The organism is Novosphingobium sp. BL-A-28-Hi1-0D (assembly GCF_055521755.1).
On sequence record NZ_CM145502.1, the window covers coordinates 1,164,634 to 1,178,093 of the forward strand.

Genomic DNA, 13,460 nt, shown 5'->3' on the forward strand with positions numbered 1-13,460 from the left:
TTGGCCGGGGCCTTTACATGACCGGAAAGAAAAGCCCCTGGGGCTCTGGCGGAGGCACCGATGTGCCGCCCGCTGGCGATGGCGAAGCATCCCCGCCTCCCTCTTCACCGCCTGCCGAAGGCCCGCGCAACCCATGGCTCCCGCCGCAATCGGGTGAGCCTGCCAAGGATCCTGCGCGCCGTGGCCCCAACATCGAAGACCTGTTCCGCAACCGCAAGGGCGGTGGCAACGGTGGTGGTGGCGGGCGCGGTCCCAACATGCCCCGCCTGCCGCAGCGCCCCGATGGCAAGTCGTGGGCGCCGGTCGGCATCGCGCTGATCATTGCGGCCTGGCTCGGCACTTCGATGGTCCACCGCATCGCCCCGCAGGAAAAGGGCGTGGTCACCACCTTCGGCTCCTACAGCCGCACCATCGACAACGGCATGGCGCTGACCCTGCCCTGGCCGATCCAGTCGGTGAAGGTGGAGGACGTCACCTCGATCCGCCGCGAATCGATCCCCGAGGGCGATGGCGAAAAGCTCATGCTGACCGCCGACCAGAACCTCGTCGACCTGACCTACCTCGTCCGCTGGAACATCAAGGACCTCAAGCTCTACATGTTCCAGCTCGCCGATCCGGACCAGACGGTGCGCGAAGTGGCCGAAGCCGCGATGCGCCAGTCCATTGCCGAGGTGAACCTCAACGACGCGATGGGCTCGGGCCGCCAGCAGATCGAACAGAACGTCCGCGACCGGATGCAGCGCGTGCTCGATGCCTACCGCTCGGGCGTGCTGATCCAGGGCGTCGACATCAAGAAGACCGATCCCCCGGCCAAGGTCGTCGATGCCTTCAAGGAAGTGCTCGCCGCCCAGCAGGACGCGCAGAGCGAAATCAACCGCGCGCAGTCGTGGGCGCAACAGCTCACCGCCCGCGCAGGGGGCGAGGCAACCGCGTTCGACAAGGTCTACGAACAGTACAAGCTTGCGCCCGAGGTGACCCGCCGCCGCATGTACTACGAAACCATGGAGCGCGTGCTGAGCCAGACCGACAAGGTCATCCTCGAAACGCCCAACACTCAGGCCTACCTGCCGCTTCCCGAGATGAAGCGTAATCAGAAGCCGCAGGAAGGGGGCCAGTAAGATGAGCGCAATGCAGACACTCTGGCAGGAACGCAAAGCCCCGATCATCGCCGCGTTGATCGCGCTTGCCGCGGCCGCCAGCTGCCTCAAGGTCGTCGATGAGAAGACCCAGGCCGTGATCATCCGCCTCGGCCAGCCCGAACGCGTGGTCAACCGCTTCAAGCCCGATGCCGATTTCGGCCAGACCGGCGCAGGCCTGATCTGGCGCATCCCGTTCATGGAACAGGTGGTCGAGGTCGACAAACGCATCCTCGATCTCGACATGGAGCGCCAGCAGGTCCTCTCGGCCGATCAGCGCCGCCTCGAGGTCGACGCTTTCGCCCGCTTCCGCATCATCGATCCGGTGCGCATGGTGCAGACCGCGGGGACGACCGAGCGCGTCGCCGAACAGCTCCAGCCGATCCTCAACTCCGCGCTGCGCCAGGAATTGGGCAAGCGCACGTTCGGCTCGCTGCTCACGGCCGATCGCGGCCGCGCGATGGAACAGATCCGCGAAGGGCTTGACCGTGAAGCCCGCGAATATGGCGCGCAAGTGATCGACGTGCGGATCAAGCGGGCCGACCTTCCCGAAGGCACGCCGCTCGAATCAGCGTTCACCCGCATGGCCACCGCGCGCCAGCAGGAAGCCGCCACGATCCGTGCGCAGGGCCAGAAGCAGGCGCAGATCATCCGCGCCACCGCCGAAGCCACCGCCGCCAAGACTTATGCCGATGCCTTCAACAAGGACCCGGCATTCTATGACTTCTACCGCGCAATGCAGAGCTACGACGCAACCTTCGCGCAGAAGGGTTCGAGCACCTCGATCGTGCTCTCGCCCGACAACGAATACCTCCGCCAGTTCAAAGGTAAGTGACTCGGGGAAAGTGAAACCGCAACCTGAACGATACGGAACATCGTCATTCAAAGTCCGTTCATCGCAAGACGCGTGAATCGACTGCGGCACAAGTCAGCCGCGCCGCATTCGGCGCTTGATAGAAAAAGAGGACCAGGCCACGTGCGATACGCTTATGGTGTGACTTCGGCGCTGCTGCTCGCAGGCAGCGCACTGACCCTGGTGACAGGCTTTCCCGCAGGCGCGCAAGTCGCGCAGAACGACCAGTCGGAGATGCGCAGCGTCGTCCCGCGCGCGGGCGCCCCGTCAAGCTTTGCAGACCTCACGCAGCAGCTCCAGCCTGCGGTGGTCAACATCTCCACCCGCCAGCGCGTGAAGGTGCAGCCCAACAACCCCTTCGCCGGAACGCCGTTCGGCGATCTGTTCGGCGGCGGTCAGGGCGGCAGCCCGCAGACGCGCGAGGCGCAGTCGCTGGGCTCGGGCTTCATCATCTCGGCCGACGGCTACGTAGTGACGAACAACCACGTCATCACCGCCGACGGGCAGGGCGAGGTCGAATCGATCACCGTCACCACGCCGGATGGCACCGAATACCCCGCCAAGCTGATCGGCAAGGACGCAGCATCCGACCTCGCGGTACTCAAGATCAGCCGCCCGACACCCTTCCCCTTCGTCAAGTTCGGCGATTCGCGGAAGGCCCGGGTGGGAGACTGGGTCATCGCCATCGGCAACCCGTTCGGCCTTGGCGGGACGGTCACGCAGGGCATCATCTCGGCTGTCTATCGCAACACCGGTTCGGGCTCGGCCTATGACCGCTATCTGCAGACCGACGCGTCGATCAACCGGGGCAACTCGGGCGGCCCGATGTTCGACATGGCGGGCAACGTGATCGGTATCAACAATGCGATCTTCTCGCCCACCGGCGGCTCGGTCGGCATCGGCTTTGCCATCCCGGCAGAAATCGCCGCACCCATCGTCGACAAGCTGCGTGCGGGTCAGGCGATCGAGCGCGGCTACCTCGGCGTGCGTATCCAGGGCCTCTCGGAAGACCTCGCCGCCTCGCTCGGCCTGCCGAAGAACCGCGGCGAATTCATCCAGGCGGTCGAACCCGGACAGGCAGCGGCCAAGGCCGGCATGCAGGCAGGCGACGTTGTGGTGAAGGTCGATGGCAAGGAGGTCACCCCTGACCAGACCCTGTCGTTCATCGTCGCCAACACCACGCCCGGCAAGCGCATCCCGATCGAGCTGATCCGCAACGGTCAGCGCCTCACCGTGCAGACCGTCGTCGGCAAGCGCCCGAGCGAAGAAGAACTCGCCCAGCAGACCTTCGATCCCGATGCGCAGGACGATGACCAGTTCGGCCCCAATGGCAAGCCGCAACAGCAGCAGGGCCCGAGCGTCCTGCAAGGCTCGCTCGGCATTGCCGCCATCCCGCTGACCCCGCAGATCGCCCGCCAGCTCGGCGCAGGCGAGGACGCCAAGGGCGTGGTGATCACGGCAGTAGATGCTTCCTCGGATGCGGGGACCAAGGGCCTGCAGCGTGGCGACATCGTGCTCTCGGCAAACTATGTGAGCGTCACTACGGTCGCCGATCTTGAACGGATCGTGCGTCAGGCCAAGACCGAGGGTCGCGAGGCCGTGCTCCTGCGCATCCAGCGCCGCGGCCAGCCCCCACTCTACGCCCCGGTCCGCATCCGCTGATCCAGGCAAACAACGAAAAGAGAAAGGGCCGCCCCAGCGATGGAGCGGCCCTTTTCTGTTGGGCCCCGCCCCACCTCTCCCGTCAGTCCCACCTCTCCCAACCGTCACCCCGGCGTCGGCCAGGGACCATAACCTCTCGCAAAGCGCAAAGTCTGCGTCTCAACGAAGGCCCATGGATCCCGGCCTGCGCCGGGATGACGAGGAAGTGGTAGGGTCACCATTCAGCAGATCATCAGCAGAATGCCGACCAGAAAGCTCCATCCTCCACCCACCTCAAACCGTCGCCCCGGCGAAAGCCGGGGCTCACAACCTCTCGCCAAACACAACTATCGTGTCTTAACGAAGGCCGATGGATCCCGGCCTGCGCCGGGATGACGGGAGTTGTTAGGGCGGCCATTCAGGATGTTGGCCGCAGAACACCGGCTAGATGTAACTCCATCCTCCACTCACCCCAACCGTCACCCCGGCGAAGGCCGGGGCCCATAACCTCTCGCAAAGCGCAATGTTTGCGTCTCAACGAAAGCCCATGGATCCTGCCCTTCGCCGGGATGACGTAGGCAAGGTAGAACCGCGATCAATACGTCGACGGCGGATCGCTGGCCGGGAAGCTTTCGTCCGAGGCCTGATCTACCGCATCCCAGCGCTTGGGATCCGACCGCATCCCTTCAACTCCGGCGGAGCGCACTTGCGCAAAGTTGCCGCCGGTCTCTTCCCCTTGCGCGAACGCGGCCGGGGCCTGTTCGGTCTTGTTCTTCTGCACCGCGCGATAGATCGCGTATCCGGCCGCACCAGCGACCGCCCATTGCAGCAGGCTCATGGTTCATCTCCTCGTTCGGGAGGCGAGGGCGCCTCCCATCGAGCAGCCAACGAACGGACAGCCAAATGGTTCTGGCAAAAGGTTCAGGCCGCAAAGGAATCAGGGAGAGGTCGCAGGCCTCGTGCTGGTAGGCCTCGGACGCGTTCCGGCGGCGGGCGGCGCAGTTTCCGGATCGCGCCGACCGGTCGCCCGGTTGAGGAAGTCATCGTTTGCGGCCTGCGGCACGTCCGGCGGCACACCTTCCGGTGGAGCCTCGGGATCGAGCCCGTCAGGATTGACCGCCTGCCTGCGCGAAGGATCTACCAGGTTACCCTGCTCGTCGACGTAGAAGTAGTCGTCGGGATTGCCCTGCATCGCCTCGCCATCGGGCTCCAACTGCCATTGCGGCAGCTTCAGCTCGGTGTCGAACTGCTCGACCGGGCGCTTGCGCGTGGCGACCTTCATGTAGGCGGCAAAGGCGCGCGCCGGGGCCGCACCGCCCTGCAGGCCGGGCACGGCCTTTGCATCGTCGCGGCCCATCCACACGCCGGTGGTGATCCCGCTCGAAAAGCCGAGGAACCAGCCATCCTTGTTGGACGAGGTCGTGCCGGTCTTGCCCGCCACCGGCCTGCCGATCTGAGCGGCGCGGCCCGTGCCGATGTTGACGGCAGTCTGCATCAGGTCGGTCATGGCCGCCGCGACATAGGGCGGCACCAGCTGTTGCGAGCTGTCGGGCCGATGCTTGTAGAGCACTTCGCCGTCGGTCGTGGTCACCTTGCGGATGCCATAGGGCGTCACCGACATGCCCTTGGCCTGGACCGAGGCGAAGGCGCGGACCATGTCGATCACCCGCGCCTCGGATGATCCCAGCACCATCGAGGGCAGCGTGTTGATCGGCGTGGTGATGCCAAAGCGCCGCGCCATGTTGGCCACGGTGCCAAAGCCCACTTCGTTGCCAAGCTGCGCCGCCACGGTGTTCTTGGAATAGGCAAAGGCGGTGCGCAGGTCGATTTCACCGGCATAGCGGTTGCCATCGTTGCGTGGCGTCCACCCATCGATGGTGACCGGCTCGTCGACCACGCGGTCATCCGGCGTATAGCCTGCTTCAAGCGCGGAGAGATAGACGAACAGCTTCCACGCCGAACCCGGCTGTCGCACGGCGTTGACCGCGCGGTTGTAGTTGGAGGTCACGTAATCGGTGCCGCCGACCATCGCCAGCACCGCACCGTCGCGGTCAAGCGAGACCAGCGCCCCTTGCGCGCCCTTCGGAGCAAATCCGGCAATCGCGCTCGTCGCCGCCTTCTGGGCGATCGGATCGAGCGTGGTCCAGACCTCGATCGGCTTGTCGTTCTCGGGCAGGATCAGGTCGAGCTGCGGCAAGGCCCAGTCGGTGAAGTAGCGCGCCGAGTTCTGGCTGGCGCGATCCTCGACCATCTTCACGGCCTTGAGGTCGATCCCCTGCACTTCCTGCGCGGTCAGCACGCCTGCGTTCTGCATGGTCTGCAGTACCACGCCTGCGCGGCCCACTGCGGCATCGGCATCGGCGGTCGGTGAATAGCGCGACGGTGCCTTGACCAGACCCGCGATGATTGCGGCCTCGGGCAGGGTGATCTCCTCGCCCGAATGGCCGAAGAACTTGCGCGCGGCGCTGTCGATCCCGTAGGCGCCGCCGCCGAAATAGACCTTGTTGAGATAGAGTTCGAGGATCTGGTCCTTCGAGAACTTCTGCTCCAGCGCAAGCGCCAGGACCCACTCGCGTCCCTTGCGGGCGAAGGTCTTGGTGTTGTTCAGAAAGATGTTGCGCGCCAGCTGCTGGGTAATGGTCGAGCCGCCCTGCTTCCACGTGCCGCTTTCGACGCGGACCATCAGCGAACGGACGATGCCGATGGGATCGACGCCCCAGTGGCTGCGATAGCGCCGGTCCTCGACCGAGATCATCGCATCCTTCATGGCCTGCGGAATGCGCTCGTAGGGCACCCACTTGCCGTAGCTCGGGCCAAGCGTGACGATCTCAGAACCGTCGGCGGCGCGCACCACGATCATCTGGCCGGTCTGGCTCGACTTCAGCTCGCTGTAACCGGGGAGCGATCGCGCGGTGACGGCAACCGCCACGACCAGCGCGATCGTGCCGAGCAGCGCGAAGCCTGCGCCCCACGCCACAAGACGGCGAAACCACCGTCCGAGCGTGGACCTGCCTTTGGGTTGCGGTTCGGACCTGCCGCCGTCGGGGCGGCGGGGAATGTCCCGTCTGGCCATCAGTCTTGTACCGCTTCCCTCAATATCGACCCGTGACGCAGTGGTCCGCAGGACCGGATGCGACAACGGCAGATGGCGCCACGCTCACCGCGCCTGTGCATAGGGCAATCGCAACGCCGGGTTAACTGCAAATCGGCGAACCGGCGCTGGCAATCTGCCAGCGTCGGTCAGGCCTCAATCGTCCGGCGTGAAATCCAGCGAGGCGCTGTTCATGCAGTAGCGCAGGCCGGTCGGATTGGGACCATCGGGAAAGACGTGCCCGAGGTGCCCGTCGCAGCGCGCACAACGCGCCTCGATACGGACCATGCCGTGCGAGGTATCGCGGTGCTCCTCGATCGCGTCAGGGGCGACCGGGGCATAAAAGCTCGGCCAGCCCGATCCGCTGTCGTACTTGGTTTCGGACGTGAACAGCGGCGCTCCACAACCGGCGCAGTGATACTCGCCGCTCGCCTTGTTCTTCTCATAAGCCCCTGTAAAGGCGCGTTCCGTGCCGCCCTGGCGCAGGACATGGTATTGTTCGGGCGAGAGGCGTTCGCGCCATTCGGCATCGCTCAGGTTCATCTTGTCGGGCATCTGGGGGATCTCCTTGGCCGCGAATATGGGGAGCGCTGCCCCAACGCTCAATAGTGCGACTTCTCGGCAGGTTTTGCGAGGTCGTAGCAACGGGCGAGATCGTACTTCTCGGCCTGCGCTGTCCCGTCGGGGTCCATGACGCTCATCGCCGTGCGTGCTTCGGCCAGCGCGCGGTCGGCATCGTCACCTGTGCCTCCAGCCGCGATCAGCGCCTCGCGTTCGCGCGCTGCCAGCACCGACGCGAGTGTCTTGAGGTCCTGCGCCGCAGGAGTCATGCCTTCGCGGCCATGGACTTCGTCATAGGCAAGATCGAAGATGGCGGCGCATTGCTTGAGGTTCGGCGTGGCCAGCGGGGCGACCGTTTCGTCGAGCCGGGCGACGCAGGGTTTTGCAAGCGCGGCCAAGGCCTTGTCGGGATCGGGGGCGCTCTGCAGGGCGGTCACGTCGGCGGTGATGAGTTCGCGCACCTGTTCGCGGGTGAGCGCACCTTCGGCCATCGCCTTCTGCCCGGCATCGGCGAAGAAACGCTTGCCGCGCACCGCCAGTAAGGGCCACCCGGCAAGCGCATCGCCGCCCGCCTGCTCCAGCGCGACCACCGCAAATGCAGCCGAACAGCGCAGGTCCTCGCGGGTCTGCGAAGATAGCGCAGGAGTGGCTGCGGCAAGTTTCCAACTCTGGGGGGGCAAAGGGGCAACTCCGCCGAGCAGAAGGGCAACTCCGCCGAGCAGGGGGGTAACTGTGGAGGGCATTCGCATGGCGCGACCATAGCGAAAAAAGGGGCCGCGAACAGGCGTCCCGTTCGCGGCCCAATGACCTTCACGGTCAGGGATTGCACCCCCGGCAGGGTATCGTTCCGGGAATGCGCTGGAGATCGAAAGTCGGATTTATCCGGCAGCCGCTTCGTTGCAGCGGGCGAGGTCCTGTGCGGCGAGTTCGCCTTCGGGCGTGGCGAAGCGGGCGACAGGGCCGACCTTCTGGGCGAGGCGGGCGCAGACGATCACCGGGCGCGAGGTGTCGCGGGCGGCGGAGCATTCTGCGCCGTCGCACTTCCACAGCACGCCCTTCTGGACGAGCTTCTGCGTGCCATCCATCGGACGGGTCAGCGTGACCGAATAGAACGGTCCGTTGCTGGCAGCACGAGCGGTTTCAGCCGTCACGGCGAAGCTGACCGTGGTGCCGACGAGGGCAAGCACGGCCGGGAGGAGCTGGCGCAGGGCGCTGTTGGTCTTGAGTGCAAACATTGTTCTTCCCCTGGATTACCTTGTTTAGGGCTTCGGAAATTGCGGGGTTCTGGAGAGGATGCTATTTCCGTTGCGAATCGCTACCTATCAATATAGGTTTCAGGTTGCAACTAGAAACTTAAACAGGTCCTGCAAATGGGCTATGCAAAGGATGACATGGATAAGCTTCGTGAACCTTTGGGTGAAATCGCCCAGTGCGGCCTGCCCTGCGCGCTTGAAGCGATGGGCGAGCGATGGTCCTTCATGATCCTGCGCGCGGGGTTCAACGGCGTGCGCCACTTCGAGGATTTTCTCGAGCAGCTCGGCATTGCCCGCAATATCCTGTCCAACCGCCTGTCGCGTCTGGTCGAGGCGGGCATCCTCAAGCGCGAACACTGCGCCGATGATCGCCGCCGCATCGAATACCGCCTGACGCCCAAGGGCATCGACCTTCTCCCCGCCATGCTGGCGCTGCGCCAGTGGGGCGAGAAGTGGGAACTGGGCGTTCCGGCCAATCCGGTGCTGTGCGACGCGCGCGACGGGCAGCCCATCGCACCAATCGGCATCCAGTCGCATGACGGTCGCAGGCTTTCGCCCGAAGACCTGACTTGGCGGGATCGCGCCGAGCTTGAACAGCAGGCACCCAGCCCCGCGCTGCGCGAGGTGAGCTGAGGAAAAAGGGGCCGCCCGTTTCTGGACGACCCCTCAAGTTTGACCCGGTGGGGGACTGGATCCGCCGGGTTGTGCAAGCTGCCGGGATCAGCGGACAGCAAGGTCGGACTTGGATTTGGCTGCGGCAAGCGCTGTGGCCTGCACTGCGCCGGACTTGGCCTTGCGGGCATCGGCGAGCGACTTGGCGAAGCACTGGCGGGCCGATTCCCATTCGGACGAGGGCAGATCGGGCTGGCTCAGTCCGCAAACGTCCTTGGCGGCCTTGCGCAGACGGGCATCGAGCTCCTTGCTGCCGTCCTTGGTGGACAGATCGAGATCGTGGTAGCGCACCAGCTTTTCGGCGGCCTGGGCAGGCTGGCTGGCGGCGAGAGCGAGGCCGAGGAGGCCGGCGGAGAACAGGGTCTTGGCGAACATGGCAACTTCCTTCGACGGGGTGCCGGCGAGGGAACCGGCTGGGGGGCGTTTCAGCGGCTGTCCGGCTCTTCCGGTGCACCGCATGCATTCTCGCTACGCCCGACCGGCGATGAAATCTTGCGCGCCTCGACCAGCTTTCCGTTACGTCCGACAAGTGCTTAGCCCGTCCGACGAAATGCAATTCCAACTCCACGAACTGCAGGTGTGACAATTCGATGGTGATTCCCTAGGGTCATCGCCGTTCATGGCGATTCTGATCACCTTCCTCCTCGGCATCGGCAACTTCGCCCTTCATCGCGCGGTGATGGACAGCGGACACCCGATGATCGGCCGCATGCCGTGGATCGTGCACAGCCTCGGCGGACGGTTCACCATGCTCGTGGAGTTCGCGCTGCTGCTAGGCGCGCTGCTCTTCGCATCGGAAGGCAATGTCGGCGGCCCGATTGCCTATGTGGTCTATTCGATGCTCAACAGTTTCTCGGCCTGGCTGATCCTGACCGACAAGGTGTGACGCGAAACCCTGGGCCGGAACTTTGGCCCGGAACTTTGGCCCGGAACTTTGGCCCGGAACTTTGGCCCGGAACTTTGAATGGCGCCACCGGTTCTGGGCGTGATGGAACTCTCCCCTCTCTGGCTTCTCACCAATGCGGCAAGCGGCAGCAACAGCGATGCCGCCGTCGACGACCTCGCCGCATCGCTTGCCGCAGCAGGTTGCGCCCCGGAACGCGTGATCCGCTTTCCCGATGAGGACCTGCCGACGCGCAAGGCGCTGGACGCCGCAGGCGTCGCAACGCTCGCTGTCTTTACCGGCGACGGCACGGTCAACGCGGCCGCTTCTGCGCTGGAAGGCTGGGGCGGCGCGCTGCTGGTCCTGCCCGGCGGCACGCAGAACCTCCTCGCCAAATCGCTCCATGGCGACGTTCCGGCCGAGGCGATCACCGGCGCGCTCCCCGGCGCGCGCAAGATCCGTCGCCCCGCCATCCGCACCGCGCAGGGCGCAGGCCTGATCGAAGTGCTGGCAGGACCCGGCGCGATGTGGGCCGACGTGCGCGAAGGCGTGCGGGACCTTGATCTCGCCGCGATTGCCGAGACCTTCGGCAACGCTCTTCGCGAAACCCGCGACGGCCCGGGCGTGCGCCTGACCGATCCGGCCGCTGGAAAGGCCGAAGGCTATCGCGCGGTCCGCATCGGCTGCAGCGGCGATGAGCTGGAAGCCGACGGCTATGATTTCTCCGACATTGGCGAGTTCGCCGCGCAAGGCTTTGCCATGCTGGTGAAGCGCGATTTCCGCCAGGGACCGCATGACGAACTCGGCAGGTTCCGGGCGGTCACGCTGGCCAGCGAAGGGCCGATCGCACTGATGATCGATGGCGAACGGCGCGAAGGCGGGCGGGAAGAGCGGATCACCTGCGATACCTTTGCGCTGGACTTCATTTCCACCGCGTCCACGGGACCTTGACCGCCGCGCCCGCAGCGACGATCAACCGGCGCGCATGACCCGCATCTTTCACATCAGCGACATCCATTTCGGCCTTGAAGACCGCCGCGCGCTCGATTGGGTGGCGCAGTGCATCGCGCGCGAGAAGCCCGATGCCGTGGCGATAACTGGCGACCTGACGATGCGCGCGCGGCACCGCGAGTTTGCTGCCGCCTGCCACTGGATCAAGGCGCTCGACGTGCCGGTAACCGTCGAGGTCGGCAATCACGACCTGCCCTACTTCAACCTGATCGAGCGCTTCACCGATCCGTATCGCCGCTTCCGCTCGATCGAGGGCGTGCTGGAGCGCGAGCTGCCGATTCCGGGTGCGAAGATCGTGCCGCTCAAGACTACTGCACGCGCGCAGTTCCGTCTCAACTGGTCGAAGGGCACGGTGGGCAAGGCCGCACTGGCTCATACCCTGTCCGCCATCGACGCGCTTCCTGAAGGCACACGCGCCATCGTCGCCTGCCACCATCCGCTGGTGGAGGCCGGAACGCGCGGCAAGGCGCTGACCCGGGGCGGCAACCATGCACTTGCCGAACTCGCCAGGCGCAATGTGCTCGCCGTGCTTTCAGGCCACGTCCACGACGCTTTCGACCTCATCCACCCGACGCCCAACGGCCCGGTGCGGATGATCGGCGCCGGCACGCTGAGCCAGCGCGTCCGCTCCACTCCGCCAAGCTTCAACGAACTGACCTTTGAAGGCGAAACGATCGCAGTGCGCGTGCGCAACCTCGAACACGTATCCTCGCGCGACATGATGATCGAAGACGTGCCGGAGAACGCGTTGCCGCCACGGACCGAAGGTGAGCCGGTTGCACCGGTTGGAGCGGTGCCGGCGGTTGATCCGCCGGTTCACTAAGAAGATGCGGCCCAAACCCTAGTGCAAATCCTTATGCACCTTTGGGCATTGTTTGGGCACTTCTCCCACATTCTGCGATGACAAGGCAGGCTCGCTGCGAACCTTTACGCGCAGGTGGTCGGGCAAAGGTGCAGGATGAGTTGCAATGCTGACATGGTTCGAACGTGATGCTCCTATCCGGCAGAAGTTCACGATACTCCTGATCGCCTACAGCACGCTGTCGAGCGTGGGGCTGATTGCAACCATCCTCGGGGTTTACAATCTGGCATCACCAACAGTGCCAATTGGCATTGCCCTGGCATCGCTCGTCGCAATCATCGTCACGACGCTGATCGCCAAGGAGCGCATCTGCACGCCCTATGTGAACACCGTGGTGCGGATGGAAGCGCTGGCCGCCGGGGATACCCGGAGCCAAATCCATCATACCGACCACCGAGATTGCGTGGGCCGGATGACCAAGGCCATGGCGATCTTCACGGAGAACGCCCTGCAGGTCGAAAGAGCGAAGGTCGCACAGGAGCTGGTCGTGTCGGCGCTCAAGACATCGCTGGGTGCACTTGCCGACAACAGGCTGAACTGCGCCATCGAGCAGCCTTTTCCCGGTGGTTACGAAGATCTCCGCCTCGACTTCAATCGCGCCGTCGATGCGCTGAGCAAGGCCATCAGCAGCGTCAACCACACCGCGCAGAGCGTCATGAACGGTTCTGAGGAGATCAACACGGCATCGGACGATCTTGCCCGGCGGAACGAGAAGCAGGCTGCAAGCGTCGAGGAAACTTCGGCTGCGCTCAATCAGGTTACGCTCGGCGTCGAGGCCATGGCAAGATCGGCAGACGATGCGCAGAACTCGATTACGCGGACGCAGGAAGAGGCCAGCAACGGCGGCGCAGTCGTGGACAAGGCCGTCGATGCAATGGCCGCGATCGCCAAATCTGCCGATGAAATCAGCCAGATCATCGGGCTGATCGATGGCATTGCCTTCCAGACCAATCTGCTGGCCCTGAACGCCGGTGTCGAAGCGGCGCGGGCCGGCGATGCCGGAAAGGGTTTTGCCGTTGTCGCCACCGAAGTGCGGGCACTTGCCCAGCGCTCTGCCGACGCGGCACGCGATATTCGCACGCTGATCTCGACCTCGAGCGAACAGGTCGCCTCCGGCGTGAACCTGGTGGGGCAGACCGGCCTCGTCCTGACCGGAGTCCTCAATCGCGTAGGCGAGATCAACACCCTCGTCTCGGAGATTGCGGCCTGGGCGCAGGAGCAGGCCGTCAGCCTGCAGCAGATCAACACGGCGGTGGCAGAGGTGGACCGCGTCACCCAGCAGAACGCAGCCATGGTCGAGGAATCCACGGCGGCGGCACGATCATTGTCGCAAGAGGCCGCAGAACTCGTTGGCGTTGTACAACGGTTCGAGACAGGCAGGCGCGGTGCAACGCCGCTTCGCTCCGCAGCACCGGCCCCACAGCCGATCTACCAGAGCCGGGGCAATGCCGCGCTGAAGGCGGTTCCATCGCATGACTGGTCGGAGTTCTGAACAAC

At 64.9% G+C, this 13,460-nt stretch carries 14 protein-coding genes; 8 read left to right on the forward strand and 6 right to left on the reverse strand.

The features are described 5' to 3' along the window. Nucleotides 1–17: 17 nt before the first annotated feature. The 3 genes from hflK to ACZ1JW_RS05780 all read left to right on the forward strand — a co-directional run bounded on the left by hflK (nucleotide 18) and on the right by ACZ1JW_RS05780 (nucleotide 3,651). Nucleotides 18–1,118 (forward strand): FtsH protease activity modulator HflK, encoded by a 1,101-nt coding sequence (gene hflK / locus ACZ1JW_RS05770; protein ID WP_465142296.1) that lies wholly within the window; start codon nucleotides 18–20, stop codon nucleotides 1,116–1,118. Between the two features lie 10 nt (nucleotides 1,119–1,128). Next, nucleotides 1,129–1,971, forward strand: coding sequence for a protease modulator HflC (gene hflC / locus ACZ1JW_RS05775; RefSeq protein ID WP_465126438.1), 843 nt, complete (start codon nucleotides 1,129–1,131; stop codon nucleotides 1,969–1,971). A gap of 141 nt (nucleotides 1,972–2,112) precedes the next feature. Beyond that, a complete protein-coding gene (locus tag ACZ1JW_RS05780) occupies nucleotides 2,113–3,651 on the forward strand; it encodes a Do family serine endopeptidase (protein WP_465142297.1) in 1,539 nt (512 codons plus the stop codon). 574 nt (nucleotides 3,652–4,225) lie between these two features. Here ACZ1JW_RS05780 and ACZ1JW_RS05785 read toward each other — a convergent pair. The 5 genes from ACZ1JW_RS05785 to ACZ1JW_RS05805 all read right to left on the reverse strand — a co-directional run bounded on the left by ACZ1JW_RS05785 (nucleotide 4,226) and on the right by ACZ1JW_RS05805 (nucleotide 8,517). Next, nucleotides 4,226–4,468, reverse strand: a complete 243-nt coding sequence (locus ACZ1JW_RS05785; protein ID WP_465124456.1) for a hypothetical protein — start codon at nucleotides 4,466–4,468, stop codon at nucleotides 4,226–4,228. Between the two features lie 99 nt (nucleotides 4,469–4,567). Next, a complete protein-coding gene (locus tag ACZ1JW_RS05790; protein WP_465142298.1) occupies nucleotides 4,568–6,703 on the reverse strand; it encodes a transglycosylase domain-containing protein in 2,136 nt (711 codons plus the stop codon). Nucleotides 6,704–6,877: 174 nt separating this feature from the next. Then, nucleotides 6,878–7,276: a peptide-methionine (R)-S-oxide reductase MsrB gene (gene msrB, locus ACZ1JW_RS05795; RefSeq protein WP_465124454.1), complete on the reverse strand. Its 399-nt coding sequence runs from the start codon at nucleotides 7,274–7,276 to the stop codon at nucleotides 6,878–6,880. A gap of 47 nt (nucleotides 7,277–7,323) precedes the next feature. After that, complete coding sequence (locus ACZ1JW_RS05800) at nucleotides 7,324–8,025, reverse strand: hypothetical protein (RefSeq protein ID WP_465142299.1); 702 nt, start codon at nucleotides 8,023–8,025, stop codon at nucleotides 7,324–7,326. Nucleotides 8,026–8,160: 135 nt separating this feature from the next. After that, nucleotides 8,161–8,517, reverse strand: coding sequence for a CC_3452 family protein (locus tag ACZ1JW_RS05805; protein ID WP_465142300.1), 357 nt, complete (start codon nucleotides 8,515–8,517; stop codon nucleotides 8,161–8,163). 156 nt (nucleotides 8,518–8,673) lie between these two features. On the opposite strand from ACZ1JW_RS05805, the gene ACZ1JW_RS05810 reads away from it, so the two are divergent. After that, the gene (locus ACZ1JW_RS05810) at nucleotides 8,674–9,168 is read left to right on the forward strand and encodes a winged helix-turn-helix transcriptional regulator (protein ID WP_465124451.1); all 495 of its coding nucleotides are present in this window, start codon (nucleotides 8,674–8,676) and stop codon (nucleotides 9,166–9,168) included. Nucleotides 9,169–9,255: 87 nt separating this feature from the next. On the opposite strand, the gene ACZ1JW_RS05815 is transcribed toward ACZ1JW_RS05810, so the two are convergent. Continuing rightward, nucleotides 9,256–9,582, reverse strand: coding sequence for a UrcA family protein (locus ACZ1JW_RS05815; protein WP_465124450.1), 327 nt, complete (start codon nucleotides 9,580–9,582; stop codon nucleotides 9,256–9,258). A gap of 244 nt (nucleotides 9,583–9,826) precedes the next feature. Between ACZ1JW_RS05815 and ACZ1JW_RS05820 the strand changes: the two genes are divergently transcribed. From ACZ1JW_RS05820 to ACZ1JW_RS05835, 4 genes are all read left to right on the forward strand, one after another. Continuing rightward, complete coding sequence (locus ACZ1JW_RS05820) at nucleotides 9,827–10,093, forward strand: hypothetical protein (RefSeq protein WP_465124449.1); 267 nt, start codon at nucleotides 9,827–9,829, stop codon at nucleotides 10,091–10,093. 78 nt (nucleotides 10,094–10,171) lie between these two features. Continuing rightward, complete coding sequence (locus ACZ1JW_RS05825; protein WP_465124448.1) at nucleotides 10,172–11,041, forward strand: diacylglycerol kinase family protein; 870 nt, start codon at nucleotides 10,172–10,174, stop codon at nucleotides 11,039–11,041. A gap of 34 nt (nucleotides 11,042–11,075) precedes the next feature. Beyond that, nucleotides 11,076–11,924 (forward strand): metallophosphoesterase family protein, encoded by an 849-nt coding sequence (locus ACZ1JW_RS05830; protein WP_465124447.1) that lies wholly within the window; start codon nucleotides 11,076–11,078, stop codon nucleotides 11,922–11,924. 145 nt (nucleotides 11,925–12,069) lie between these two features. Next, complete coding sequence (locus tag ACZ1JW_RS05835) at nucleotides 12,070–13,455, forward strand: methyl-accepting chemotaxis protein (protein ID WP_465142301.1); 1,386 nt, start codon at nucleotides 12,070–12,072, stop codon at nucleotides 13,453–13,455. Nucleotides 13,456–13,460: the final 5 nt, after the last annotated feature.